The following is a 25730-nucleotide window of genomic DNA, read 5'->3' as shown; positions in this document are numbered from 1 at the left end:
CCATGGCCGGCCGACGCGTCCTCCTCGGCCTGGCGCTGTGCGCGGCCCTCGCCGGCGCCTGCGGATCGCCGCACGCGACGGAGCGGGCGGTCGTGCCGACGCCGCCCGCCGGCGGCGACCGGGCCACGCCGAGAACGGCGGGAGGGGTCTGGACGGCGGGCTGGAACGCCGACGGGCAACTGGGCCGCGAATCGGCCGAGATCTCCTCCGGCCTGGACAAGGTCACCGGGATCGACGGCCGAAAGACGCTGGACGACGTCGTGGCCCTGGCGGCCGGTGGCCGGCACTCGATCGCGGTGACCAGCGACGGGTCCGTCGTGGCCTGGGGCGCCAACGACCTGGGCCAGCTCGGCGACGGCACGACCACCTCCAGCGACCGGCCGGTGCCCGTCCGGGCCGCCGACGGCGGGGCCGGACGGCTGAGCGGCGCGGTCGCCGTCTCCGCCAACAGCGACTTCTCCATGGCGCTGCTGTCCGACGGGACCGTGGTCACCTGGGGCAAGGGCGACGCGGGACAACGCGGCATCGGCACGCGCGACGCGCCGCTCACCCCGACGACCGTGAAGAACCAGGACGGCGACGGGCCGCTGAAGGACGTCACCGCCGTCTCCGCGGACGGCCGCACCGAGCTGGCGCTGCTCAAGGACGGCTCGGTCGTGGCCTGGGGCGCCAACAACTACGGCATGCTGGGCGACGGCACCACGAAGAGCCGGTCCCTGCCGGTGCCCGTGCGCGGGGTCGACGGCGCCGACCGGCTCACGGGAGTCACGGCCATCGCCATGGGCGGCCAGCACGGGCTCGCCCTGCTGCAGGACGGTCACCTGGTCTCCTGGGGCTACAACGACATGGGCCAGCTCGGGTCGGGCGACACGGAGACCAGGCTCGTGCCCGCGATGGTCTCCGGGCCGGGCGGCAGGGCGGCCCTCTCGGGGGTCATCTCGATGGCCGCGGCCGAGAAGCACAACTTCGCGATCCTGCGCGACCGGACCGTCGTGGCCTGGGGCAACAACACGGCCGGACAGCTCGGCGACGGCACGACCGAGCTCCGGACGACGCCGGCGCAGATGGTGGGCACCAACGGCGAGGTCCTCCGAGGCGTCCACCAGGTCTACGCGGGAGAGGCGTACGGAGCGGCGATCCTCGACGACGGGACGGTGCGCACCTGGGGGGCCAACGGCAAGGGGCAGCTGGGCTCGGGTGACCGGGTGCCGCGCAGCCAGCCGGGACCCGTCGTGGTCCTGGACAACGACCGGCCCGAGAGGGCCCTGACCGCCGCGGCCGGAGAACGGCATCTGCTGCTTCTCCTGGACGACACACCCTAGGAGGCCGTCGTGCGGAGCGCCGGAGTCGTCGTCCTGATGGCCGTGGCCGTCGTCGTGCCGGGGGCCTGCGCCGTACCGGTGGGCGAACGCAGGCTCATGCTCGGCGCGGTCGGGCAGAGCCGCGCGGAGATCGAGCGGCGCGAGAGTGAGACCGGCGTGCCGCTGGCCGGCGTCCGCGTCTTCAAGAGGTGGGACTGGACGCTCTTCGACGCCGACGAGATCTGGGCGCGCGATACCGGGCACACGGTCTTCGTGTCGGTGAAGTCGCGGCGCGGCGACGGCAGCCCGATCCGCTGGCGCGACATCGCCGACTCCCGCCCCGGGGACCCGCTCTACCAGGACCTGGTCCGGCAGGCTTCGCAGATCAAGGACTTCGGCGCGATCGTCTACTTCACCTTCAGCCACGAACCCGAGGCCAAGGGCTCCCGGGCGATGGGCGAGGGCGCCGACTTCGTCGACGCCTGGCGCAAGGTCGTCGACGTCCAGCGCGCGCGGGGCGTGACGAACGCGCGTTACGTGTGGACCGTCACCTCTGTCGCCTTCGACCGCACGGACCGAACGGCGGCGAGCCTGTTCTATCCGGGCGACGCGTACGTCGACCACATCGCGGCCGACTCCTACAACGGCTACACCTGCGACAACCCGAAGGGCCGCTGGGCGGAGCCGGCCGAGGTGGTCGAAGGACAACGGCGCTTCGGCGCGCTGCATCCGGACAAGGGCCTGATGCTGCTGGAGTGGGGCTCGGTCGAGGACCCCGAACGCCCCGGCCGCCGGGCGGAGTGGCTGAACGCGGCCAGGAAAATGTTCCTCGGCCCGGGCTACGAGCAGTATCGCGCGCTGCTGTCCTGGGACGCGCGCAACCTGGGCGGCGCCGCGCCCGCCTGCGACTTCGACGTCGCCGGCACCCCTGATTCGCTGGCCGCGTGGCGGGCCATGGCCACCGATCCCGGCTACTCGGCCAAGAGCCCGTGCGACCTCGGCGACTGCCGGCTGCCCGAGGATTCCGGCGCCATCCTGGCGAACCTCTGGCGGCGGATGACCGGTCTCTTCGGCCGCGCCTACGCCAACCGCCGTACCGGCCGCCGTACACCCGCCGGCCGTCGCGCTCCCGCCCTCCGCCGAAAGGAGCGGTCCGGTCCATGAGCGGTACCGTCGCCGTGATCATCCTGTCGCACCGCGACCCCGCCCAGGTCGCGCGGCTCGTCCGGCGCGTCACCACGGGCGCCAACACGCTCGCCGTGGTCCACCACGACCCGACCGGGGAGCCGCTGACCCTGCGGCCGTCCTCCGACGTCGCGGTGATCCCCGACCCGGAGCCGTGCCGCTGGGGCCGGCTCTCGCTCGTACGGGCGCAGTGGCGGGCGCTCGGCTGGGTGCGCGCGAACGTTCCCGACCTGTCGTGGGCCCTGCTGGTGTCAGGCCAGGACTATCCGATCCGCACCATGCGCGACATCGAGAACGAGCTGGCCGTCACGCCGGCCCACGCCTATCTCCGTCACTTCCGGGCCGACGGCGACCCCGCCGACGACGTCCATCCGTGGCAGGAGCTGACGCGACGGCGCTACCTCCACCGGCGGCGGCTGCCGTTCAGCGCTCGCTCGGTGCCGCTGCCCGTCGCCCGCCGCCATCCCTACCGCGACGGAGTGCGGCTCTACGTGGGGGACATGTGGTTCAACCTGTCCGGGGACGCGGTCGACGGCATGCTGGAGGCGACCCCGCTCTCCGACCGGCTGTTGCGCTACCTGCGTCACGCGCCCATTCCCGACGAGTGCTTCGTCGCGAGCATGGCGCTGAACACGCTTCCGCCCGAGCTGGTCCGCAACGACAGCAAGCGCTTCATCAGGTGGACGCCCCGCTCGAAGCACCCGCAGACCATCACCGCCGGGCATCGCGACCTCCTCGTGGCGAGCGACGCCTTCTTCGCCAGGAAGCTCGACGCGGCCGGACACCCGGAGGTGCCCGACCTGCTCGACGCGCTGGCCGAGGAGCGCAGCGGGTGATCAGTAGGCGCCGGTGCCGCGCAGCACCGTCGACCAGGTCTTCCACAGGATCTGCAGATCCAGGATGAGCGACCAGTTCTCGACGTAGCGCAGGTCCAGTCGCACCGACTCCTCCCAGCTCAGATCGGATCGGCCGCTCACCTGCCACAGGCCGGTGATGCCCGGCTTCACCAGCAGCCGCCTGCGCACGTCGTCGCCGTACTTCTGGACCTCCTCCGGCAGCGGCGGCCGTGGCCCGACCAGCGACATGTCGCCGCGCAGGACGTTCAGCAGCTGGGGCAACTCGTCGACCGAGTAGCGCCGGAGCATGGCGCCGATCCTGGTGATCCTTGGATCGTTCCGAATTTTGAACAGCACGCCGTTGCCCTCGTCCAGGCCGGCCAACTCGCATCGCGAGCGCTCGGCGTCCTGCACCATCGTGCGGAACTTGTAGATGACGAACTCCCTGCCGTCCTTGCCGACCCGCGTCTGCCTGAACAGCGCGGGCCCACGGCTGGTGAACCGGATCGCGACGAACACCGCGAACAGCACCGGCACCAGCGTCAGCATGCTCACGAGGGCCACGATCCGGTCGAAGACCGCCTTGATGGCCTGCCGCGCGCCGTTGAGGTCCGGATGGGCCACGTGCAGGAGCGGCAGCCCGGCCACCGGCCGGATGTTGATGCGCGGCCCGGCCACCTCCATCAGCGCGGAGGCGACATAGAGGTCGGTGCCCGCCTCCTCAAGCCGCCAGGCCAGTCGGCGAAGGGCCGTCCCGTCGAACTCGGGGCACGACAGCACGGCGACGGTGTCGGCGTCGACCGACCGCACGACCTCGTGCACGTTGGAGAAGTCGCCCATCACCGGGAAGCCGTCGAACTGGCTGGGCAACGTCGCCTGGTTCGGCGTCGGAACACAGGCGGCGACGATCTTCATTCCGTGATGCGGCTTACGGCTGAACGACCGGTGCAGTTCCAGCACGCTCACCCAGTGACCGACGACGACCACGCGTCGCATGCAGACGCCGTCGTAGCGCTGGCGGTGCAGGTGTTTGCGCATGGCGTATCTGAAGATCAGATTGGCCAGGCCGGCGAGCGGAATGCCGATCATCACGATGCCGCGGGCGACGGGCGTCTGCGTCGCGTAGGCGATGATGGCGACCGAGGAGGCCAGCATGGCCACCCCGCGCAGAATGCTGCGGTATTCCTCCGCCCCTTCGCCCAGTGAACGAACATCGTATCCACCGGTCAATCGCACCACTAACGGCCAAACCGCTGCAATCGAGGCGGAAAGCACTATTTCCCACGGTGCGATATAGCCCAGCAACTGCCGGGCGACGACCACCCCTCCCAATCCCAGAAGGCCGCAGAGTATGTCTCCCACCACGACCATGCGTACGTACCGTTGAGACCAGACCGTGACCCCGGATAACCGGCGTGCTTCGGCACGGGCCTCTTCGAAGACAATCCCCATGCTCCCTCGCCGTGCCAGTCCCCACCCCATGCGCACCAGACGTCGCTAAGTAGGCGGTCGACGTCCTTACTGCGAACTGCCGTGACAGCGAGATCATTCTATAGATGGCCACTATTCAGGTGAAATACACCTGCACGTCCACAACCGGCCACATTTACCGGAAGAAAGACTCTAGACGCGGGGATGACATTGTGGTCGCTCGCCAAGGACGCGAGAACGCCACAGTGCAGAAAGTCTCGAAATTATAAATATTACGCAGAAAAGCTTGCCCGAACCGGACGAACGCCTGCTTCAGTCATATTCCAGGTCAGGGAGTGTGGACGGCGGATCCGGGCTGCGCCAGACGACCACCACCCCGTCGTGTGCCGATTCGGCCGCGACAACGAACCGTTCGAGATCGAAGTCGGGCAGGTAACGCAGCCGGGCGAGGAACGTCGCGTCGGTGGCCGACCGCGGCACCACACAGCCCTCGCCGTCACGGTCGAGCAGGATGTAGAGGACGTCCGCCCCGTCCTCGGTCACCACACGGACCTCGACGACGTCCTCCCACGCGAGTGCTTCAACGCTTCCGTCCGCGTAGTGACGGGTGACGCCCTCTTCCGTGACGTACACGTAGGAGTCCGGCATCGGATTGCCGTGCATGGCCGCGATTCTTGCGAGTTCTGGGGTGGTCCCGCAAGGGTTCGCGATTATGGGTGCCGCTCTCCGCCCCACCCGTGACCGAGGTGAGCGGCGACCGCCGCCCGTGCCGCCTCGGCGGGACCCTCGGCGATCGCGTCGAGCAGCTCTCGATGCTCGCGTACGAGCACCTCCCTGTCCTCGTAGACCTCGCGCAACCGGACCAGGCCGAGCCGGGTCTCCGCGTGCAGCGCGCCGTAGAGCCGCTCCAGCCGAGGGCTGCCCACCGCCTCGATCAACGCCTGGTGCAGCGCCATGTGCTCGGCCACCGAGTCGGCCCACGGCGCCGCGGCGGGCAGCGCGTCCATCCGGGCCAGCGCCGCCTCCGCCTCGGGCACCCGCCGGCCGGCCACCGCCTCGGCCATCAGGTCCTCCAGCGGCCGGCGCACGTACATCAGATCCGCCAGGTCGGTGAGCGTCACCTCGGGGACGTAGGCGCTGCGGTTGCGCTCGCGTCGCAGCAGGCCCTCGTGGACGAGCGCGGCCAGCGCCTCGCGGACCGTCGGCCTGGCCACGCCGTAGGCGGCGGCGATCTCCTGCTCGGGCAGCGGCCTGCCCGGCTCGATCTCGCCGGACAGAACCCTGCGGCGCAGCGCGTCGGCGAGCGCGCCGACGGCGGAGACGGGACGAAGGGGCAGCGTCACGACCGTGACTCTAGCTGTCTTCCGGTACGACCGCCGTACCCGTCACCGCAGCCCTCCCGGGCACGGCGCCCCCTCCCGGCGCGGGCGCACTCGCCGCCAGAGCCGCCTTTCCCGCCACGACCTTTCCCGCTACGGCCTTTCCCGCTACGGCCTTTCCCGCTACGGCCTTTCCTGGTACGGGCGCCTTTCCCGCTACGGGCGCCTTTCCCGGTGTGACGGTCCTTGCCGGTACGGCGACCGCCACGAGGCTGATCGCCAGGAGCACCAGCCCGGTGACCGAGACGAGGCCCAGCCGCTCGCCCAGCACGACCAGGCCGAGCAGGGCGGCGACCGCGGGTTCGGCCAGCGCGAGCGTGGCGGCCGTGGCCACCGGGGTGCTGCGCAGGCCCCGGCCGTACAGGAAGTAGGACAGGGCGGTCGTGCCGAGACCGAGGTAGAGGACGGCGAGAAGGCCGCGCGGCTCGGCCATCCAGTCGACTCCCGTCATCAGCAGGACTGGCAGCATGATCACGGCGGCGCCACCGAACAGCACGCCCATCACCGCGTTGGAGGGCGCGCCACCCCCGATCGCACGGGCCGCGCTGACCGCGTAGAAGGCGTAGAGCAGTCCGCCCGCCAACGCCAGCAGCACGCCTGAGACGAGTTGCCCGCCCGTCTCCGCGCCGCCTCCGACGATCAGGGCCGCGCAGCCGCAGATCGCCACCGAGGTGGCGAGCGCCCAGCGGCGGCTCGGTCGCTCGCCGTGCAGCAGCCAGGCGAGCAGGCCGGTGAACACCGGCCCGCTGCCGATGGCGACGACCGTGCCGATGGCGACGCCGGTGCGGCCGACCGCGGCGAAGAAGCAGAGCTGGTAGGCGGCGACCGCGGCGGCGGCGAGCAGCAGGCCGGGGGTCACCGCCCGCCGGACGCCGCGACCGGCGAACAACGCGAGCGCGAAACCGCCGATGACCAGCCGGGCGGCGGCCAGCGCGACCGAGTCGGCGGAGACGAGCAATCCCGCCGTGCCGGCCGTCCCCCACAGCACGGAGGCGCCGACGACAGCGAGAGGTCCGTTCTTCATTCCGACATTGTCTGACAATCAGACAATGTTGTCGAGTTGTTCATCGATGAGCCGCCCCGCCGGGGCCATCAGCTCGCCGGTGTAGTCGTCGAGCACGGCCAGGCCTTCGCGGATGTCCGGGGTGGTCTTGCGCGGTAGTTCGAGGAGCGCCTCACCCTCGGCGGCGACCGAGCCGTCCACGTGGAAGGCCCCTTCGGAGACGACGATCGAGACGGCGAAGCAGAGCTCGCGGCCGTCGGGGAGGGTGAACGCGATGCCGGTGCGGGCGCCGGCCGGGGGGACGAAGTAGGAGAACGGCTCGCTCCGCACGAACGGGTGTTGTAACTCGGCGAGGAGGCCGGCGGCCCGGCTCAGGGCCGCCAGCAGGCCGGCCGCGGCCAGGCTCTCGCTGTCCACCCTCCGAGCGTAGATCAGCCTGCGACCCCCTGACCACCTCGGCCCGGCCGCAGAGAGGGTCAGGGGCGGTCGGTGGCGAGGCGGGCGTGGCGTTCGACGTCGTAGCGAACGCCGTCGTGGCTGAGCTTGGCCCGCTCGATGCCCTCGGGGCGGAACCCGGCCTTGGTCGCCACCCGGCACGAGGCCGGGTTGTTGGTGCGGTGACCGAGCTCCAGCCGGAACAGGCCCCGCTCGCGGAACGCCCAGCGCGCGAGCTGGGCCGTGGCCGCGGCGGCGACCCCGCGCCCCCTGGCCTCGGGAGTCGTCCAGTAGGACACCCAGCCGGTCTCGTGCACGTCGATGTCCGTCACCGCGACGTTGCCGACCACCTGGCCGTCGAGCGTCACGGCGAACGCGTGACCCACGCCCGACCAGGCGGCGATCCAGCCCATCGCGTCTCTCAGGGTGACGACGGGCCAGGGCGCCTGCGCGCGCATGTCGGGCTCCTGGAAGGCGGCCAGGACGGCGGGCGTGTCGTCGTCGCGCCACTGGCGCAACTCGATGGTCGTATGCAGCATTAATGGAAGATTATCCCCCTATATGGTGTTTTGCCTCAAAGGCGGCCACCAACTGCTTGGGCGCGGTCAGACACCATGCCTCGGCGACCAGCTCGAACAGCTCGTCGCGGTCGATGCGGTCGAGCCGGACCACCACCCACCCGAACCGCCCGGCGGTGAACTGCACCTCGAACACGTCGGGCCGCTCGGCCACCAGCGCGAGCTGCTCCTCGATCGTCGCCTTGAGCCCGACGGTCTCGGTCTGCTCCCACAGGTAGCCGAACCCCTTGCCCCGCACCTTGATGCTCAGCCAGTCACCGCCATGACTCGTGCGCACCTCGGGCAACTCGTCCAGCAGCTTGAGGAAATCGTCGACGCTCACACCCATGGGCTCTGTGTAGCAAAGACCACCGACAATCCACAGGTGGGGATCAGGCGTAGTAGCGGACCTCGATCACGTTGTCGTCGGGGTCGGGGAAGTAGATCACCTCTGGAGAGATGCCCTGGGCGCCGAACGAGCCGGCGCCGGTGCCCGTGACGGGCACGCCGTGACGCTCCAGCCGGGCCCTGAGGGCTTCGAAGTCGGCCTGGCCGACCGCCAGGCAGAAGTGGTTGACCGGGTGGCCCGCGCTGCCCTTGACGCCGGTGCCCTCGTCGACCTGTCCCGCGGCGCCCTGGCGCATGAGGTCGAGGATGGTCTCGTCGGTGATCCGTACGCTGGGGAACGGCGCCTTCCCGGCCCGGAACTCGTCGGCCCGCACGCCTGGCAACCCGATCACCCGCTCGTAGAAGTCGAGCGCGCGGAGCTGGTCCGATACCCAGCAGACGAGGTGGTCCAGGCGTACATCCATGAAAATCCTTCTGTAGTAGTGATATTTGACCCAATATCCGGCGCAGAATGCTCGCTGTCCACTTCTCCGTCCCGCCATCGGCCGTTCGTCGGTGCCTCGAACCCGTTTCACGAGAGGAACGATCACGGTGAAGTTTCTGTTGCCGATCCCGGCGACTGTGACACCATCGTCGCCGACCGGCCGGCCCAGTTGCGGGCGAACATGACCGCGACGATCACGACAAATGTCCGGTATGCGACTTTCCTCACGATGACATCCCGGGCATGATGATCACATGACGGAGGTCACCGAGGCGGCGCGCATGCCGTTCGCCGCCACGAGCGCCAGGTTCGTCATGACGCTGCAGGTGGCCTTCGCCGTGGTCGGCTTCTCCCTCTACGGGTTCGCCATCATCACGGGCGGGCTCTTCGAGCTCGCCCCGATCCTCTACTTCGCGATCGGCGTCGCGTTCATCGTGCTGCTGGGCCGGCTGGCAGGCCGCTGGCACTCACGGCTGAGGCGGGTCCGCTGGGCCACCGTCGCCCTGGAGATCGTCATCGCGATGGGCCTGGTGGTGGTCCAGGCGGTCGACCCCGGACTCAGCGTCGGCGGCCTGATCGGCGCCACGGTGTGCCCGGCGGCCGTCGTCGTCCTGACGCTCGTCCCGGCCACCGGACGCTGGTTCGACCGCTGACCGCTCACGCCTTCAACCGCTCCAGGCTTCCGGAACGTACGAGAACGATTCTCCGCTGCCCCCGTCAAGGGAGCAGCAGGCCCCAGTAGAGGGCCCAGGGTACGAACGCCAGCCCACCGGTGAGCAGCAGCCCGAGGCGCACCCTCTCCCCGCGCGGCACGGAGCCACGGGCGCGGCGCCAGGCCCGTACCGTGAGCACGGCGGCGACCACGCAGACCACGGAGAGGGCCTGCAGGGCCAGCCAGACGAGCGGGCGACCGGCCAGCACGGGCCCGGGAGCGGCCAGCTTGCCACCGGTCATCACCAGGTAGAACAGGTAGCAGAACGCGCCGAGCACCACCGTCAGGCCGCCGGCGCTGACCAGCCGCGCGGCTCTCGTCACCGGCGCGAGCGAGCGGCCGCGCAGCCGGCGCACCAGCGCGACCACCGGGTAGGCCGCGAAACCCACGACGAACAGCACCAGCGCCACGACCTGCGTCGGCGCCGACTCCCACCAGGCCGGCGGATCGACGGCGACGGTCAGGGAGTCCTGCACGGGAGCGGGGCCGGACGTCTGAGCCACCGGGGGCCGTCCGGCCGTGACCTCGCCGATCCAGCCGCCCACCAGGTCGGCGTAGCCGGGAGCCAGCTCGGGCAGCCGGGTGACGCCACCGTCGGGGGTCAGGTGAGCGGCGTGGTCGGCGCCGGCGAAGAAGCGGATCGTGTAGTGCCGGTTACCGCTCTCCTCCAGGGCCGAGACGAACCCCGGCGGGCTCTCCTTCGGCGGGGTGAGCAGGTCGTGGACTCCCCAGATGGCGAGCACCGGCCGGCCCAGTGCGGCGATGGTCGGCTCCGGGTCGTAGTAGGGCTCGGGGAACAGGCCGCCGTCTGCGATCACCCGGTAGAGGTTGCGCTCGGCCCGGTCGACGAGTGGCCCCGACACTCCGGCCTTGCGCAGCCCGGCCGCCACGGCCCAGGTCTGCTGGCGCAGCGGCGACTGACTGTTGGCGCCGACGAGCACGACGAACGCGATGTCCGCCGATCGGGAGGCCGCGATCGGGGCCACCCAGCCGCCCTCGCTGAACCCCCAGATGCCGACCTTCGCCGGGTCGACGCCCGGCTGGGAGCGCAGCGTGGCCACGGCGCCGAGCGCGTCGTCGGCGAGGGTCGAGTAGGACCGCCCCGTGAGCGAGTAGCCCTCGGAGCGCTTGTCGTAGACGAGCACCGAAAGGCCCCTGCGCGCGAACTCGACGGCCTCGGTCATCAGTTTGCCGCGCGGGGTGCCCGTGCCGGACCCGTGCACCAGGACGAGGCCCGGCCGGGCACCGGTCTTCGCCGCCGCCATGCCCGTGGCGGTCCTCGCGGCGTCCTCCTGCACGCCTCCCGCACCGCCCTCCGTGACGGGTGAGAGGACCGTGCCATGCAGAACGAGGCCGCCGCCACCGCGGAAACTCACCTCGGTCGCCGTGAGATCGGGCGGAACGGCCTCAGAAGCGGGTGCGTCGGCGGCGCTGGTCACGCCAGAGGTGGCCACAGCGGGGGGCGCGGGGGCGAAGGCAGACGAGGCGGCGGAGGCGGGCACAGCGGCGGAGGTGGGGGCGGACGCGGAGGTGGGGGCGGACGCGGAGGTGGGGGCGGACGCGGTGGCCGAGGCGGGCGAGGCGGTCGTCGCCGCCGTCGCCGGTCCCGTGAGCAGGCATGCGGCGATGGCCACAGCCGGGAGGATTCGTCTCATATTGCCGAAGGTACTATGCAGAGACTTCTCGGCAGAGGTTCATCTGCAGATATCATCCTGTGGTACTACGCTGCTCCTCATGAAGGATGACGACCGGTTGTTGCTCGACGACCCGGCCCGGCTCAAGGCTCTGGCCCATCCCATGCGCCGCCGGATGCTGCACCATCTCAGCGTGCACGGCGAGGCGACCTCGACCACGCTCGGCGAGCTGCTCGGCGCCAAGACCGGCACGACCAGCTACCACCTGCGCCAGCTGGAGAAATACGGCTTCATCGAGGAGATCCCCGAGCGCTCGACCGGCAGGGAGCGCTGGTGGCGCAAGGCCGGCCCGAGGGACCTGCGGTTGCCCACCCCCGACCAGCTCGCCCCCGAGGACCGTCCCGTGCTCGCGGAGTTCCACCGGCTCGGCATGGAGGAGGATCTCGAGCTGTTCAGGCGCTTCCCGGAGGCCTACCGGCGTGATCCCGACTGGGCCAAGGGGTCACGCGGGCTCGGCCGGATGACCAAGGCGGAGTTCCACGACTTCTACGAGGCGTACATCGAGCTGCTGATGAAGTACAGCCACCGGCCCGAGGACGCGCCGCCGGACGCGCGGCCCCTCTACGTGCGGATGTTCGCGCTGCCCGCCGACGAGGACTGACCGGCCTCCCCGTCGAGATCCGCCGCCCGGCCGAGGAACAGGGCGCGCTCGCGTTCGTTGCGGGTCAGCTCGGCGGCGCGGGCGAACTCCTCACGCGCCTCGCCGGGCCGTCCCAGCTTGGCCAGCAGATCCCCGCGTACGGCCGGCAGCTGCGGATAGTGCCGGAGCGCGCGCTCGGCGACCAGGCCGTCCACGATCTCCAGCCCGCGCGCCGGTCCGTAGGCCATGCCCACGGCGACCGCCCGGTTCAGCTCCACGACCGGCGACGGGGTGAGGTGGGCCAGCACCCGGTAGAGGGCGGCCATCCGCTCCCAGTCGGTGTCGTCGGCCGAGGCCGCGCGGGCGTGGCAGGCGGCGATCGCGGCCTGCAGGCCGTACGGGCCGATGGCGCCGAGCGCCTCCGCGCGGCCGAGCGCCTCCAGCCCGCGGCGGATGAGCAGCCGGTCCCACAGCCGCCGATCCTGGTCGAGCAGGAGGATCGCCTCGCCGCCGGGGCCGGTGCGGGCGCGGGTGCGGGACGCCTGGATCTCCATCAGCGCGACGAGCCCGTGCACCTCGGCCTCCCCCGGCATGAGCCCGGCCAGGATCCGGCCCGCGCGCAGCGCCTCCTCGCAGAGCGACAGGCGCATCCAGTCGTCGCCCGCGGTCGCCGAGTAGCCCTCGTTGAAGATCAGGTAGATGACCTCCAGCACCGAGGAGAGCCGGTCGGCCAGCTCGTCCGGCGGGGGCAGCTCGATCCGCACCCGCTTCTCGGCCAGGGTGCGCTTGGCTCGGGAGATCCGCTGCCCGAGGGTCGGCTCGGGGACGAGGAACGCCCGCGCGATCTCCTCCGTGGTCAGGCCGCCGAGCAGGCGCAGGGTCAGCGCGACCCGCGCCTCGGTGGGGAGCACCGGGTGGCAGGCCGTGAAGAACAGCCGCAGCACGTCGTCGCCGATCGGGTCGTCGAGGGCGTCGTCCACCTCGTCCACGGCCGACTCCTGACGGAGCTCCTGGTCGTGGCCGACCTCCTGCAGCTTCTGCTCATAGCGGGTACGGCGACGCAGCAGGTCGATCGCCCGGTGCTTGGCGGTGAGCATGAGCCACGCGCCCGGATTGTCGGGAACCCCCGACACCGGCCACTGCTCCAGGGCCGCGACCAGGGCGTCCTGCGCCAGCTCCTCGGCGATGCCGACGTCGCGCACCATCCGGGCGAGCCCGGCGATCACCCGTGCCGACTCGATTCGCCAGACCGCCTCGATCGCCCGCCGCGAATCCCCTGTCGTCATGGGCACAGATCCAACCATGTCCGACCATGACGGCGCCCCCGGCCGAGGTCCGAACGGACCGAGACCGGGGGCGCCGTCATGCGAGATCGGGCCGACGGGCCGCCGTGAGGGTCAGGCGGGGGCGGCGAAGTCCTCGGGGCCGAACACGCGGTGGATGTCGACCTCGCCCTCCCAGCCCGCCCAGTGGTCACGGTGCACCTTCATGAAGCGCGAGGCCCACTCGACCGCCTCCTCCTTGGACCCGAGCTGGTAGAGGGCGTAGCTGATCAGCTCCTTCGCCTCGGCGAACGGGCCGTCGGTGACGTTCAGCTTGCCTCCGGTGAGCTCCACCCTGGCTCCTTCGGAGCTCGGGGCCAGCCCGGCGTTGTCCAGCAGCACGCCGGCCTTGGTGGCCTCCTCGCCGAGCTTGGCGATGGCCTCCATCAGGTCGGCGGGCGGCGGGGTGGCGGGGGTGGAGGTGACGCGGACCATCATCACGTATCGCATGGCAGGTTCCTCTTTCTCTTCTGTGTGATTTTCTCTAACGAATCCGGACGGTTCAGCCGCGCCGGGGCGTGGCCCGCCGGTAGAGGTGCAGCGACAGGGCCGAGAGCCAGCCCCAGATGGCCACGACCCCCGCGACGAAGGTCAGGGTCGCCCAGGACGCCCCGCCACCGGTCGCGACGGCGGCGAAGGACAGCAGGAAGAACGCCCCGGTGACGCCGGAGTAGACGGCCCATCCCCTGCGCCCCTCGCCGGCGAACCGGCGGGCGACGATGAGGCAGGCCACGGTCAGGCAGACGAACCCGACCGCTCCGGCGACGAAGTGCAGCGTCCCGTGCAGTGACACGACACCCGGCCCCTCCGGTGTCCCGGCCGGGAAACCCATCGCGGGGTCCGCCCGGAAGATCCCCGACGCGATCAGGCCCACCCCGTAGACCCCGATCAGCCGGGGCACCCAGGTCGCTCCCGGCCCCGAGGTGAGGGTCCGGCCCAGCCCGACGGCGGCGGCGAGGGTGGCCGCGGCGACGACCAGGAAGTTGGTGACATGGATCCAGCCGAGGTCGCCGTTGGCGAGCAGGCTCCAGGCGTGGCGGGTGACGTCGAAGCCCTCCCTGGTCAGCGCCTGGACGAGCGACACCGCCACGTACACCGGCCCGGCGATGACCCCGTAGCCGAGCAGCGACCTGGTGACGCTCGTCTGGGGGTCGCAGGTCTCCGTCAGCTGCTGGCTCATGACCTTCTCCTTGTGAGTCCGGGGCTGTTCTCGGCCCTTTGACTACGCTTCGAACGGGATCGCGGCGCTTCGACAAATCGACCGAATCTTTTTCAAGATCTTTTTGTCTCGTTCTTGTCTCGGCGTCATCGCAGGTCAGCGAGGGGGCCGATCGCTCCGCCGGTCACCGCCCAGGCATTTCAGACCGGGAGATATCGTGACTGCTGTGTCTCGACCCCGCTCCCCCCTGCCCGCCGCCGACCTCGCCCGTACGGTCGTCTTCGCCGCCTTCATCGCGGTGCTGGGCATCTTCCCGGGCGTCTACGTCGGCGGCTCCGGTGTCCCCATCGTGCTGCAGAACGCCGGGCCGCTGCTCGCGGGCAGCATCCTCGGCGCCCGGCGGGGCACCGCCTCCGTCGTGCTGTTCCTGGGGCTGGTCGCCCTCGGCCTGCCGCTGCTGTCGGGCGGCCGGGGCGGCATCGCCCCGTTCGTCGGCCCGAGCGGCGGTTTCCTGCTGGGCTGGATCCTGTCGGCGTTCGTCGCCGGGCTGATCGTGTCGCGCTCGACCCGGCCCCGGCTGCCGTTGCTGCTGGCCGCCAACCTGGCCGGGCTGCTCGCCAGCTACCTGATCGGCATCCCCTGGCTCGGCTTCTACACCGGTGACCTGCCGGCCGCCGCGGTGCAGTCGATGATCTACGTGCCGGGTGACCTGGCCAAGGTGGTCGTCGTCTCGCTGATCGCCGCCGTCGTGCACCGCGCCCTGCCGAGCAGGCCGACGGGCAGGACGACGCCCACGTCATGACGCTCGCGACACCGCCGATCCTCGGCGACGGAGCCGTACCGGCCGGTCTGCTGGCGCGGGCGCACGGTGCCGCCCGGTGGCTGGCCGCGCGCGGCGTCGCGGAGGGGTCGCGGATCGCCGTGGACGCGCCCGGCGTGCCGGCCTGGCTACTCGGCGCCGACCTGCTCGGCGCGGCGACCCTGGTCGTCGAGCCGTCATGGACCCCCCGGGAGCGCGAGGCGGTGCTGGCCGACGCGAGCCCGCACCTCGTGGTCACCGGCGCCGCCCCGCCCGTGGCCGACGGCGTTCCGAGAGCCGATCGCGGCACCCGCGGCGCGGGTGGCGTCTCACCGGTCGGCGGCGACGCCACGATCTTCTACCTGCCGACGACCTCGGGCAGCAGCGCCCGGCCGAAGGTCCTCATGCGCACGCGCGGATCGTGGCTGCGCAGCTTCGAGGCGCTCGGCCGGCTGCCGGGGCCCGTGCTGATCCCGGGGCCGCTGAGCTCGTCGCTGTTCCTGTTCGGCACGCTGCACGCGCTGTGGTGCGGCCACGAGGTCCGGTCGCTGCCGCGCTGGGCGCCGGAGGCCGCGGCCGAGGCGGCGCGCGAGGCCGCCACCGTCCACCTGGTCCCGGCGATGCTGTCCGCGCTGCTCGACGTCCTCGACCGGCGGCCCGACCTGCGGGCCGGCTGCGCCCTGCGGACGGTCGTCTGCGGCGGCGCCCACCTCGACCCCGGCGCGCGGGCCCGCTTCTCGCGGCTGCTGCCGGGGGTCGAGCTGGTCGACTACTACGGCTCCGCCGAGCACTCGCTGATCGCGGTCCGGCGCGGCGAGGGCGGGCTGCGGCCGGTCTCCGGTGTGCGGCTCGACGTCCGCGACGGCGTCCTCTGGGTACGCTCGCCGCTCGCGTTCGACGGCTACCTCCGCGACGGCGTCCCGTGGCCGGTGACCGGCTGGTCCACCGTGGGCGACCGGGTGGAGCTCGACGACACCGGCGCCCTGGTGGTGCTGGGCAGGCTCGGGGCGACCCTGTCGAGCGGCGGCAAGCTGGTCTCCGCCGAGGAGGTCGAGGGCGTGCTGCGCGGCGTCCCGTACGTCACGGACGTGCTCGTCACCGGCACCCCGCACCCGACTCTCGGCTCCATCGTGACCGCCGTCGTCGAGGCGACCTCCGGCGGCCGGCCCACGCTGCGCGAGCTGCGGCACGCCGCGTCGGCCAACCTCGAACCCGGCAAGCGGCCCCGCCGGTGGCTGGTGACGACGGCGCTGCCGCGCACCGCGTCCGGGAAGCCCGCCCGTGCCACGGTCGCCGAGCAACTGCGCGACGGCACCCTCGCCGCGGAGCCGATCCGATGAACGCGACCACCGCGATCAGCCGAGCCGATCGGATGAACGAGACCACCCCGGTCAGCCGAACCGATCCGATGAACGCGACCACCGCGATCAGCCGAGCCGATCGGATGAACGAGACCACCCCGGTCAGCCGAACCGATCCGATGAACGCGACGACCGCGATCAGCCCAGCCGAGCCGACGAACATGACCAGCCCGGTCAGCCGAGCCGATGCGGTCAGCCCCTGCGACGAACAGGCCGGCGCGATGAGTGAGGTCCGCGATGCGTGAGGACCGGACACCGGTCGTCGTGGCGGCCCGGCGCACTCCGATCGGCAACGCGGGGGGCGCGCTGCGCGCGTTCGGCGCCGACGAGCTGGCCGCCCCCGTGCTGCGGGCCGTGCTCGACGACGCCGCCCTCGACACCGTCGACGACGTCGTCCTGGGCAACGTGTTCGGGCCCGGCGGCAACCCGGCCCGCGTCGCCGCCCTGCGCGCCGGGCTGGACGAGAGCGTGCCCGGGATGACCGTCGACCGGCAGTGCGCGAGCGGCCTGGCCGCGATCACCCTGGCCGCGGCGCTGATCCGGGCCGGCGAGGGCGAGGCGTACCTTGCCGGGGGCGTCGAGAGCGCCTCCACCGCGCCCTACCGCGCGTGGCGGCCGCACTCGCCCGGCGAGACGCCCCGGTGCTACACGCGGGCGCCGTTCGCTCCCGCCGAGATCGGTGACCCGGACATGGGCCCGGCCGCAGACCTGGTGGCGGCCGAGGCCGGGATCTCCCGGCAGCGGCAGGACGCCTTCGCCGCCCGGAGCCATGCCAGGGCGGTCGAGGCCCAGCGGTCCGGCCGCTTCGCCGCCGAGCTGGTCCCGATCGGCACCGCCGACCGCGACGAGCGGCCGCGCCCCGGTTTCACGGCCGAGCGGCTGGCCCGCTTCCGGCCCGCTTTCACGCCCGGCGGCACCGCAACGGCGGCCAACTCGTGCGGCATCAGCGACGGCGCCGCCGCCGTGTTGCTGGTCAGCGAGACGGTCCGCCGCCGGCTGGGCCTGCCCGGCCTGCGGCTCGTCGCCTCGGCGACCAGGGCCGTCGATCCCAACCGGCTCGGGCTGGGCGCGGTGCCGGCGATGAAGGCCGTGCTCGACCGGGTTCCTGACGTCGTCGAGTTCAACGAGGCGTTCGCCGGCCAGACGCTGGCCTGTCTCGACGGCGCCGGGATCGACGAGCAGCTGGCCGGTCCCGACGGCGGCGCGATCGCCCTGGGCCATCCCTGGGGAGCCTCGGGCGCCGTGCTCGTGGTGCGGCTGTTCGCGACACTGGTACGAACCGGCCGCGCCGGCTCCGGCCTGGCCGCCCTCTCGGCGGGCGGGGGCGTGGGCGTGGCGACGATGTGGGAGGCAGCGCGGTGATCGAGTTCGAGGGCGTCGGGCACCACTACGGCGACCGGGTGGTGCTCTCCGGCGTCGACCTGCGCCTGCCGGAGCGGCGGGTGGCGTTCGTCGGGGCCAACGGCTCCGGCAAGTCCACCCTGGCCCGCATGATCAACGGCCTGGTGCAGCCCGCCACCGGCCGGGTGCTGGTCGACGGGCTCGATCCGAGCCGCGACGGCCGGGAGGTCCGCCGGCGTGTCGGGTTCGTCTTCACCAACCCCGACAGCCAGATCGTGATGCCGACGGCCGGCGAGGACGTCGCGTTCTCGCTGCGGCGCAGCGGGCTGCCGGCCAAGGAGCGCGCCGAGCGCGCGGCCGAGGTGCTCGCGCAGCACGGCCTGGCCGGCTACGCCGACCACCCCGCCCACCAGCTCTCCGGCGGCCAGAAGCAGTTGCTCGCCCTGTGCGCGATGCTGGTGCTGGAGCCCGCCGTGCTGGTGTGCGACGAGCCGACGACGCTGCTCGACCTGCGCAACAAGCGCCGGTTCGTGGACCTGCTGGCCGGGCTGGAGCAGCAGGTGGTGCTGGTCACCCACGATCTCGACCTGCTCGGCGGCTTCGACCGGGTGATCGTGCTCGACGCGGGACAGGTCGTGGCCGACGACACGCCCGAACCTGCGCTGCGTCACTACCGCAAGCTCGTCACGTGAACGTCGGCGGCTGGTACGAACCCGGCTCGACCCCGCTGCACCGGACACCGGCGGGCTGGAAGTTCCTCGTCCTGTTCGTGCTGGCCGGGGCGGTGTTCCTGGTGGGTTCGCCGGTGTGGCTGGCCGCGATCTGCGCGGCCGTCGCCCTCGGCTACGCGGTGGCCCGGGTCTCGCCGCGACGCTGCCTCCAGGTGCTCCGCATGCTCGCGATCCTGGTGGTGTTCGTGCTCGCCCTGCAGTGGTGGCTGCTCGGGCCCGTTCCCGCGATCGTGATGTGCCTGCGGATCGTGGCCGCGCTGGCCGCCGCCAACCTGTTCACGATCACCACTCGGGTCGAGGACGTGGTCTCGGCGGTGGAGCGCGGCCTGCGTCCGCTGAGCAGGTTCGGGGTGCGTCCCGACCGGCTCGGCCTGCTCGTCGGGCTCACCCTCCAGTCGGTGGCGGCCCTGTCCACCATCGCGGCCGAGGTCCGTGAGGCCGCCAAGGCGCGGGGCGCGGAGCGGTCGGTCATCGCGTTCACCGTGCCGTTCCTGGTGCGTACCCTGCGCCATGCCGACGAGCTGGGCGAGGCGCTCGCCGCGCGCGGCGAAGGCGACGGCTGACGGCAGCTCGGGGGGCGGCCGGACAGCCCGAGCTCGCGGTTCGAGGGGACGGCCGGACAGCCCGAGGTCGCGGTTCGAGGGGACGGCCGGACAGCCCGAGGTCGCGGTTCGAGGGGACGGCCGCCCGGCACGGTTCAGCCGTTGGCGGCGTCGTACATCCGGCTGGCGAGATTGCAGATCAGCAGCGTGTCGAGGCTGTCGAGGTCGGCGTCGAGCAGCTTGCCGATCTGCGCGAGCCGGTATCTCAGCGTGTTGCGGTGCAGGTGGAGAGCCTTGGCCGTCAGGTGTTGCCGGGCGTCGAGCCGCAGGTAGGTCCGCAGGGTGTGGAGCAGCTCGCCGCCGGTCCTGGCGTCGTGGTCGATCAGCGGCTGCAGGACCTCGCGGGCGGCGTGCTGCCCGCCCCGGCCGGCGGCCGCCGCCACGATCGAGGCCAGGTCGAAGGCGCGGGCGCGCACCGGCGTCGCCTGCTCCGGTGTGATCATGGCCCGCGCGGAGGCGAGGACCATGCGGATCTCCTCGGCGTCGCGGGCCGGCCCGGCCACGACGATCCGCCGGCTGGGCATCTCCCGGCGCAGGACCTCCAGGACCTGGCCCGTCGGGTCGCCGGCGCCGCCCTGGGCGAGCAGCACCAGCATGTCGCCGCTGCGCACCGAGCGTACGACGGGCAGCACCTGCTCCACGGCCAGCCGCAGCCGCAGCGAGTAGCCGGCGGAGAAGGCGGGGTTGGGGTGGGCCACGAGCACCACGGTGGGGGCGTCGCTGTCGAAGCCCGCGACGCGCAGCGCCCTGACCAGGGTCGCCGTGGGCGTGGTCCAGTCGGTCAGGCCGGACAGCACCGCGGCCATCCGCGTGGCGCTCGACGACTCCTCCTGGAGCCTGCGCGTCAGGTCGATGGCGATCAACGTGGCCGCGGAGTGCATGGCCATCCGCACGGTCTCGACGGTCATCTCGGACCGGCCGACCAGGATGTGGTCGTGCGCCCCGGCCTGGTCGAGAGGCACGGCGAAGTAGCCGGTCGTGCCGTTGGTCGCCAGCCCCTCCAGCACCAGGTCGGTGCGCAGCTCGTGGTGCATCGGCCAGCTCGACATCACGTTTCCGTCGATGTCGATGATGGCCGCCTCGCCGTCGATCTCCTCGGCGATCTTTCTGAGCAGGGCGGCGAGGGGCGCGCCGGTGGAGACGAGCTTGGCCAGGTCGGCGGCCAGGTTGGAGGCCCGGCCCAGGTCCTTGAACCGGTCGGCGATGATGGCGTCGGCGACGAACTCGCTGATCCGTACGAAGGGCACGCTGTAGGGGACGGCGAGCAGCGGCAGGTCCGCCGCGGTGGCGCACTCGACCAGCGCGCGTGGAATGTCGTGGTGGGTCAGCCCGTGCCCGAGGCCGACCGCCGGGACCCGGGCCGCCTTGAGCCGCTGGATGAAGGCCTGCCACGCGTCGTGGTCGTCCGCGTCGATGAAGGCGCCGGTGGTCAGCAGCAGCTCGCCGCCGCGCAGGAACGGCGTGGGGTCGACCAGCTCGGTCGACGCGACCCACCGTACAGGGCGTTGCAGCAGCTCGGGACTGCTGGGTGTGACGAGGGTCAGCTCGAGCACGGACTCGGCGAGGAGCTGGCTGAGCGTTAGGGCCATGAACGTGCCGACCTTTCGGGCTGACCGAATCTCTGTGCACTTGCACGATACAAGCTCGCCAGCCTTGGCCCTCACGCCCGTAGACGCTGAAACCGACCGCCATGTTGACTGCAAACACCCATCTACCTGCGAAGTTCCCGGCGTGGAACGAAACACAGGGAGCATTCGTGCACTTCCGTTATCCCGCCGTTCTGGCGACCTCCGCCGCCGCGCTCCTGGCGTTGACCGCCTGCGGCTCGGCCTCCACCACCGAGTCCGGAGGCGACACCCCCGCGAGCGCCGCCGCCGGCAAGAGCTGGGCCCCGGCCAAGGTCGACATCTGGGCCGACCTGGCCATGGACAGCGAGCGCAGCAAGGGCGAGTACACCCCGCTGGACAAGGCCGAGAAGCCCTGGAACATCTGCGTGTCGGTCCCCCACATGAAGGACGCCTACTGGCTCGGCCTCAACTACGGCGTGGCCGAGCAGGCGCGCGAGTCCGGCGTCAACATGACGATGGTCGAGGCGGGCGGCTACGAGAACCTGGACAAGCAGACCCAGCAGATCGAGGACTGCGCCCAGAGCGCGGACGCCCTGGTCATCGGCGCCATCTCCTACGACGGGCTGAACAAGACGGTGGACCGCCTGGCGGCCGCCGGCAAGCCGGTGATCGACGTCGTCAACGGCATGTCCAGTGACAAGGTCACCGCCAAGTCGCTCGTCTCGTTCAACGACCTGGCCGACATCACCGCGAAGTGGCTGATCGAGGACTCCAAGGGCGAGGCCGTCAAGGTCGCCTGGTTCCCCGGGCCGAGCGGCGCGGGCTGGGCCGAGGCCGGCGAGGAGGGCTTCAAGGCCGCCCTCAAGGACAGCAAGGTGGAGGTCGTCGACACCAAGTGGGGCGACACCGGTAAGGATGCACAGAGCCGGCTGATCGAGGATGTGCTCGCCGCACACCCGGACATCGACTACATCATCGGGACCGCCGTGACCGCCGAGGCCGCCGGGCCGATCCTGCGCGACCGCAGCCTCAGCGACAAGATCCGCGTCGCGGGCTACTACTTCACCCCTGGCACCTACACCGGCATCCAGCGCGGCACCGTACAGGCCGCTCCGAGCGACAGCACGGCGCTGCAGGGCCGGATCGCCATCGACCAGGCCATCCGGGCGCTGGAGAAGAAGGAGTTCATGAAGCACGTCGGCCCCGAGCTGGTCATGGTGACCAAGGACACGCTCGGCGACTTCGACGTGGCGACCACGCTGGCCCCCGACGGCTGGTCCCCCACGTTCACCGTCAAGGCCGGCAGCTGACCCGACCCCACCTGACGCCCGTCCATGACCAGAAAGTTGTCTCATGACCGATCCTGACCACAAGGTCGTGCTCCGGGTCCGCGGGCTCACGAAGAAGTACCCCGGCGTGACCGCGCTGGACGGGGTGGACTTCGAGCTTCGCAAGGGCGAGGTGCACGTGCTCTTCGGAGAGAACGGCGCCGGCAAGTCCACCCTCATCTCGATCATCTCGGGTGCCCAGCACCCGGATGGCGGGACGATCGAGGTCAACGGGCGTCCCGTTCACCTCGCGGGCGTCGCGGCCGCCCGCGGGCTGGGCATCAGCGCGGTCTTCCAGGAGTTCTCGCTGATGCCCACGATGACCGTGGCCGAGAACCTGGTCATGGGCGCCGAGCCCGGCCGCTTCGGCCTCATCAACCGGCGCCGGGTCCGCAGGCTGGCCCAGGAGCGCCTGGACGAGTTCGACTTCCACATCTCGCCGGACCGGCTGGTGGAGACGCTGAGCCGGGCCGAGCAGCAGATGGTCGAGATCGCCAAGGCGTTCCGGCCCGAACTCAGCGTCCTCATCCTCGACGAGCCGACCGCGTCGCTGACCGAGGAGGAGTCGGAGCGGCTCTTCAGCCTCGTGGAGGAGGCGCGCGGCCGGGGCATCGGCATCGTCTACATCACCCATCGGATGGCGGAGATCCGGCGTCTCGCGAACCGGGTGACCGTGCTGCGGGACGGCAAGCTGATCACCACCGTCCCGGGCGGCACGCCCGACGACGAGCTGATCAATTTGATGACCGGCCGCGTGGTGGAGGACCTCTACCCGGAGCTGCCCGAGCCGGGCACCCGGGTCGTCCTGGCCGCCCGTGACCTGTCCACCTTCGACGGCGCCGTACGGAACGCGACCTTCGAGCTGCGCGCCGGGGAGATCGTGGGGTTCGCCGGGCTCATGGGCTCGGGCAAGTCCACCGCGGCCCGCGCCTGCTTCGGCCTGGAACGGGTCGACTCCGGCACGCTGACCATCGACGGCGCCGATCTCACCAGGGCCCGACCGGCCCGGGTGATGAAGGCCGGCGTCGTCTACCTGCCCAGCGACCGCAAGACCGAGGGGCTGTTGCTGAACCGGCCGCTGCGCGAGACGGTCACGCTGCCCTGGCTGCACCGGGGCTCGATCTCCAGCGGCCCGGTGCTGCGTCCCGGCCGGGAAAGCGCCGTGGCCGGCGACATGCTGCGCCGGATGAAGCTGAGCCCACCCGACCCCGAGCGGACGGCCGACAGCTACTCCGGCGGCAACCAGCAGAAGGGCCTGCTCGGGCGGGCGCTGCTCGGAGACTGCAGCACGTACCTGCTGGACGAGCCGACGGTCGGGGTGGACGTCGGGGCCCGGGTGACGATCTACGACCAGATCGTGGAGCTGGCCCGGCAGGGCAACGCCGTGCTGGTCATCTCCTCCGAGCTGCCGGAGATCCTGCACCTGTGCCATCGCGTGTACGTCTTCGCGCACGGGACGATCACCGCCGAGCTCCGGCAGGACGACATCAACGAACAGACGATCCTGCGTCACATGATGCATTGGGACGAACCGGCGAAGGAGATCGCATGACCCTCCAGAGTGAGGTCGAAGTCACCGCGCGGCCTCGGGGATCTGTGATCTCGTACGCCGCCCGGATCTTCGTCAGGATCGGCGTGCTGCCGATCCTGGTGGTCATCGCGTTGATCACCTTCTCGTTGATGTCGGACAACTTCCTGACCGTGGACAACATCCACTCGGCGCTCAGGCAGAACTCGTACATCATCATCGCCACCCTCGGCCAGTTCGTGGTGCTGCTGGCCGGTGGCTTCGACCTGTCGATCGGCGCCATCACCGCGCTGGTCTCGGTGTCCACGGCGATGGCCATGTCGTCCCAGACGGGCTCACCGCTGAGCGCCGTGGTGATCGGGATCGTGGTGGGCGTGCTCGTGGGCATGGCCTGTGGGCTCCTCAACGGCCTGGGCGTGGCCAGCCTGAACATCAATCCCTTCATCATGACGCTGGCGACCGCCTCGGTGTTCTCGGGCCTCGCGCTGATGCTCACCTCGGGCGTGCCGGTCTCCGGGCTGCCCATGGAGTTCAGCGACTGGCTGGGCTACGGCAGCGTCTTCGGGATAGGCATCTCCATCTGGCTGGCGCTGCTGGCCGCGGTGGTGCTCTGGGTGCTGCTCACCCTGACGCGGCCCGGACGCCACATCTACTCGGTCGGGTCCAGCCCGCGCGCGGCCCGGCTGTCGGGAGTCAACGAGTTCCGCACCCTGATCCTGGCGTACGTGACGGCCGGCGCGCTGGCGGCCGTCGGTGCCGTGCTGCTCACGGCCCGCCTCGAGACCGGCGAGGCGAACATCGGCGCGTCGCTGCCGCTGCAGACGATCGCCGCGGCCGTCATCGGAGGCGTGAGCCTGCGCGGCGGCGCGGGCCGCGTGCTCGACGCGGTCCTGGGCGCGGTGTTCATTGGGATCGTCGCCAACGGCATGAACCTGGCGCAGATCAACTCCTACTACCAAATGATCGTCACCGGCGTCGTGCTGGCTCTGGCCGTCGTCGCTGACCGGCTCCGCACGCGGCTCGCCTCCGCGGTGTACGCCGGAAAGGTGTGAACATGAAGGTCACTCTCAACTCCGACATGGGTGAGTCCTACGGGATCCACTCCTTCGGCAACGACGACGCGCTGCTCGACCTCGTCGACACCGCGAACGTCGCGTGCGGGTTCCACGCGGGTGATCCGAGCGGCATCCGCGAGACCGTCACCAAGGCCGCCGCCGCCGGTGTCTCCGTCGGCGCGCACCCGGGCCTGCCCGATCCGGTCGGCTTCGGCCGCCGCGAGATGAAGCTGTACCCCGACGAGGTGCGCGACATCGTTCTCTACCAGGTCGGCGCGCTCAAGGGCTTCCTCGACGCGGCGGGCGTCGCGCTCGACCACATCAAGCCGCACGGCTCGCTGTACGGGATGGTCGCCCGCGACGAGGCGCTGATGGACGCCGTCTGCGACGTCGCCGTGATGTACGGGGTGCCGGTCTTCGGCATGGCGGGCACCGCGCACGAGCGGGTCAGCGCCGCCCGCGGGGTGCCGTTCCTCGCCGAGTTCTACGTCGACCTCGAGTACTCGGCCGACGGCGGACTGATCATCGCCAGGCGCCCGCATGCCACGCCGGTGGAGCGGGCAGTGGAGCGGATGACGGTCGCCCTCGATGAAGGGGTCGCCATCGCCGCCACGGGCGAACGCATCCCGATGAGGTTCGACACGGTCTGCGTCCATTCGGACACGCCCAACGCTGTGGCAGTGGCCACCGCCATCAGGGCCGTCATCGATTCGCAGGATTCGACTTCTGGAAAGGTCTCGCATGTCTGAGCACGTTGTGCAGTCTCCGCTGCCCGGAGTCTTCTACACCCGCCCCGCTCCCGACAAGGAGCCGTTCGTCGAGGTGGGCTCCGTGGTGAGCGCCGACACCACCGTCGGACTGGTCGAGGTCATGAAGCAGTTCGCCGAGGTCAAGGCCGGTGCGAGCGGCACGGTGACGCGGATCCACGCCGAGAACGAGAGCATCATCGGCCCCGGCGACGGCATCCTCACCATCGAGAAGGGTTGATCTT

General features: G+C 71.4%; 29 protein-coding genes. 16 read left to right on the top strand and 13 right to left on the bottom strand.

Annotated elements, in window-relative coordinates:
• The first annotated feature begins 2 nt into the window (after window positions 1–2).
• Genes IEY82_RS16480 through IEY82_RS16470 form a run of 3 tightly spaced genes read left to right on the top strand, consistent with a single transcriptional unit; the run spans window position 3 to window position 3322 of the window.
• Window positions 3–1322 (top strand): RCC1-like domain-containing protein, encoded by a 1320-nt coding sequence (locus tag IEY82_RS16480; RefSeq protein ID WP_189124997.1) that lies wholly within the window; start codon window positions 3–5, stop codon window positions 1320–1322.
• Window positions 1323–1331: 9 nt separating this feature from the next.
• Window positions 1332–2465, top strand: a complete 1134-nt coding sequence (locus IEY82_RS16475; protein WP_189124996.1) for a glycosyl hydrolase — start codon at window positions 1332–1334, stop codon at window positions 2463–2465.
• A complete protein-coding gene (locus IEY82_RS16470; protein ID WP_189124995.1) occupies window positions 2462–3322 on the top strand; it encodes a beta-1,6-N-acetylglucosaminyltransferase in 861 nt (286 codons plus the stop codon). Before IEY82_RS16475 ends, IEY82_RS16470 begins: the two co-directional genes overlap by 4 nt.
• Here the strand turns inward: IEY82_RS16470 and IEY82_RS16465 are convergent, their stop codons facing one another.
• The 8 genes from IEY82_RS16465 to IEY82_RS16430 all read right to left on the bottom strand — a co-directional run bounded on the left by IEY82_RS16465 (window position 3323) and on the right by IEY82_RS16430 (window position 8939).
• Window positions 3323–4774 carry a sugar transferase gene (locus IEY82_RS16465; protein ID WP_189124994.1) on the bottom strand — a complete coding sequence of 484 codons (1452 nt, stop codon included), beginning with the start codon at window positions 4772–4774 and terminating at the stop codon, window positions 3323–3325.
• A gap of 291 nt (window positions 4775–5065) precedes the next feature.
• Window positions 5066–5416, bottom strand: coding sequence for a hypothetical protein (locus IEY82_RS16460; RefSeq protein WP_189124993.1), 351 nt, complete (start codon window positions 5414–5416; stop codon window positions 5066–5068).
• 47 nt (window positions 5417–5463) lie between these two features.
• Window positions 5464–6096, bottom strand: coding sequence for a GntR family transcriptional regulator (locus IEY82_RS16455; protein ID WP_189124992.1), 633 nt, complete (start codon window positions 6094–6096; stop codon window positions 5464–5466).
• Between the two features lie 10 nt (window positions 6097–6106).
• Complete coding sequence (locus tag IEY82_RS16450) at window positions 6107–7156, bottom strand: DMT family transporter (protein ID WP_225262819.1); 1050 nt, start codon at window positions 7154–7156, stop codon at window positions 6107–6109.
• Between the two features lie 18 nt (window positions 7157–7174).
• Window positions 7175–7552 carry a hypothetical protein gene (locus tag IEY82_RS16445; protein ID WP_189124991.1) on the bottom strand — a complete coding sequence of 126 codons (378 nt, stop codon included), beginning with the start codon at window positions 7550–7552 and terminating at the stop codon, window positions 7175–7177.
• Window positions 7553–7611: 59 nt separating this feature from the next.
• A complete protein-coding gene (locus IEY82_RS16440; protein ID WP_189124990.1) occupies window positions 7612–8109 on the bottom strand; it encodes a GNAT family N-acetyltransferase in 498 nt (165 codons plus the stop codon).
• Between the two features lie 10 nt (window positions 8110–8119).
• Window positions 8120–8476, bottom strand: coding sequence for an MmcQ/YjbR family DNA-binding protein (locus IEY82_RS16435; protein ID WP_189124989.1), 357 nt, complete (start codon window positions 8474–8476; stop codon window positions 8120–8122).
• A 43-nt stretch (window positions 8477–8519) separates the two neighbouring features.
• Window positions 8520–8939 carry a VOC family protein gene (locus IEY82_RS16430; RefSeq protein ID WP_189124988.1) on the bottom strand — a complete coding sequence of 140 codons (420 nt, stop codon included), beginning with the start codon at window positions 8937–8939 and terminating at the stop codon, window positions 8520–8522.
• Between the two features lie 274 nt (window positions 8940–9213).
• On the opposite strand from IEY82_RS16430, the gene IEY82_RS16425 reads away from it, so the two are divergent.
• Complete coding sequence (locus IEY82_RS16425; RefSeq protein ID WP_189124987.1) at window positions 9214–9612, top strand: hypothetical protein; 399 nt, start codon at window positions 9214–9216, stop codon at window positions 9610–9612.
• A gap of 64 nt (window positions 9613–9676) precedes the next feature.
• Here IEY82_RS16425 and IEY82_RS16420 read toward each other — a convergent pair whose 3' ends face one another.
• Window positions 9677–11326, bottom strand: coding sequence for an alpha/beta hydrolase family protein (locus tag IEY82_RS16420; RefSeq protein ID WP_189124986.1), 1650 nt, complete (start codon window positions 11324–11326; stop codon window positions 9677–9679).
• Window positions 11327–11405: 79 nt separating this feature from the next.
• Here IEY82_RS16420 and IEY82_RS16415 point away from each other — a divergent pair, with 79 nt between their 5' ends.
• Window positions 11406–11966 carry an ArsR/SmtB family transcription factor gene (locus IEY82_RS16415; protein WP_189124985.1) on the top strand — a complete coding sequence of 187 codons (561 nt, stop codon included), beginning with the start codon at window positions 11406–11408 and terminating at the stop codon, window positions 11964–11966.
• On the opposite strand, the gene IEY82_RS16410 is transcribed toward IEY82_RS16415, so the two are convergent.
• The 3 genes from IEY82_RS16410 to IEY82_RS16400 all read right to left on the bottom strand — a co-directional run bounded on the left by IEY82_RS16410 (window position 11927) and on the right by IEY82_RS16400 (window position 14447).
• Complete coding sequence (locus IEY82_RS16410) at window positions 11927–13231, bottom strand: RNA polymerase sigma factor (RefSeq protein WP_189124984.1); 1305 nt, start codon at window positions 13229–13231, stop codon at window positions 11927–11929. The two genes, IEY82_RS16415 and IEY82_RS16410, sit on opposite strands and share 40 nt — an antisense overlap.
• Before the next feature lie 111 nt (window positions 13232–13342).
• Complete coding sequence (locus IEY82_RS16405; protein WP_189124983.1) at window positions 13343–13717, bottom strand: YciI family protein; 375 nt, start codon at window positions 13715–13717, stop codon at window positions 13343–13345.
• Between the two features lie 52 nt (window positions 13718–13769).
• Entirely contained in the window at window positions 13770–14447 is a 678-nt protein-coding gene (locus IEY82_RS16400) for a DUF998 domain-containing protein (protein WP_189124982.1), read from the bottom strand.
• Between the two features lie 205 nt (window positions 14448–14652).
• Here IEY82_RS16400 and IEY82_RS16395 point away from each other — a divergent pair, with 205 nt between their 5' ends.
• Genes IEY82_RS16395 through IEY82_RS16370 form a run of 6 tightly spaced genes read left to right on the top strand, consistent with a single transcriptional unit; the run spans window position 14653 to window position 19221 of the window.
• Window positions 14653–15228 carry a biotin transporter BioY gene (locus IEY82_RS16395; protein WP_189124981.1) on the top strand — a complete coding sequence of 192 codons (576 nt, stop codon included), beginning with the start codon at window positions 14653–14655 and terminating at the stop codon, window positions 15226–15228.
• On the top strand, window positions 15225–16565 hold the full coding sequence (locus tag IEY82_RS16390; protein ID WP_189124980.1) for a class I adenylate-forming enzyme family protein: 1341 nt from the start codon (window positions 15225–15227) through the stop codon (window positions 16563–16565). The genes IEY82_RS16395 and IEY82_RS16390 overlap by 4 nt, the downstream gene beginning before the upstream one ends.
• A 32-nt stretch (window positions 16566–16597) precedes the next feature.
• On the top strand, window positions 16598–16831 hold the full coding sequence (locus IEY82_RS16385; RefSeq protein ID WP_189124979.1) for a hypothetical protein: 234 nt from the start codon (window positions 16598–16600) through the stop codon (window positions 16829–16831).
• Window positions 16824–17948, top strand: a complete 1125-nt coding sequence (locus IEY82_RS16380; protein WP_189124978.1) for a thiolase family protein — start codon at window positions 16824–16826, stop codon at window positions 17946–17948. Before IEY82_RS16385 ends, IEY82_RS16380 begins: the two co-directional genes overlap by 8 nt.
• A complete protein-coding gene (locus IEY82_RS16375) occupies window positions 17945–18619 on the top strand; it encodes an energy-coupling factor ABC transporter ATP-binding protein (protein WP_189124977.1) in 675 nt (224 codons plus the stop codon). Before IEY82_RS16380 ends, IEY82_RS16375 begins: the two co-directional genes overlap by 4 nt.
• Window positions 18616–19221 (top strand): energy-coupling factor transporter transmembrane component T family protein, encoded by a 606-nt coding sequence (locus tag IEY82_RS16370; RefSeq protein WP_189124976.1) that lies wholly within the window; start codon window positions 18616–18618, stop codon window positions 19219–19221. The genes IEY82_RS16375 and IEY82_RS16370 overlap by 4 nt, the downstream gene beginning before the upstream one ends.
• A gap of 134 nt (window positions 19222–19355) precedes the next feature.
• Here the strand turns inward: IEY82_RS16370 and IEY82_RS16365 are convergent, their stop codons facing one another.
• On the bottom strand, window positions 19356–20849 hold the full coding sequence (locus IEY82_RS16365; RefSeq protein ID WP_189124975.1) for a PucR family transcriptional regulator: 1494 nt from the start codon (window positions 20847–20849) through the stop codon (window positions 19356–19358).
• Between the two features lie 167 nt (window positions 20850–21016).
• Between IEY82_RS16365 and torT the strand changes: the two genes are divergently transcribed.
• The 5 genes from torT to IEY82_RS16340 are packed head-to-tail and all read left to right on the top strand — an operon-like array spanning window position 21017 to window position 25726.
• On the top strand, window positions 21017–22138 hold the full coding sequence (gene torT / locus IEY82_RS16360) for a TMAO reductase system periplasmic protein TorT (protein WP_189124974.1): 1122 nt from the start codon (window positions 21017–21019) through the stop codon (window positions 22136–22138).
• Between the two features lie 43 nt (window positions 22139–22181).
• Window positions 22182–23708 carry a sugar ABC transporter ATP-binding protein gene (locus IEY82_RS16355; protein WP_225262821.1) on the top strand — a complete coding sequence of 509 codons (1527 nt, stop codon included), beginning with the start codon at window positions 22182–22184 and terminating at the stop codon, window positions 23706–23708.
• Window positions 23705–24736: an ABC transporter permease gene (locus IEY82_RS16350; protein ID WP_189124973.1), complete on the top strand. Its 1032-nt coding sequence runs from the start codon at window positions 23705–23707 to the stop codon at window positions 24734–24736. Before IEY82_RS16355 ends, IEY82_RS16350 begins: the two co-directional genes overlap by 4 nt.
• 2 nt (window positions 24737–24738) lie before the next feature.
• On the top strand, window positions 24739–25488 hold the full coding sequence (gene pxpA / locus IEY82_RS16345; RefSeq protein WP_189124972.1) for a 5-oxoprolinase subunit PxpA: 750 nt from the start codon (window positions 24739–24741) through the stop codon (window positions 25486–25488).
• On the top strand, window positions 25481–25726 hold the full coding sequence (locus IEY82_RS16340) for an acetyl-CoA carboxylase (RefSeq protein ID WP_189124971.1): 246 nt from the start codon (window positions 25481–25483) through the stop codon (window positions 25724–25726). The genes pxpA and IEY82_RS16340 overlap by 8 nt, the downstream gene beginning before the upstream one ends.
• Window positions 25727–25730: the final 4 nt, after the last annotated feature.

The organism is Nonomuraea cavernae (assembly GCF_014646355.1).
In the GTDB taxonomy this organism is placed as follows: Bacteria; Actinomycetota; Actinomycetes; order Streptosporangiales; family Streptosporangiaceae; genus Nonomuraea; species Nonomuraea cavernae.
This window is presented reverse-complemented; position numbering and strand designations above follow the sequence as displayed.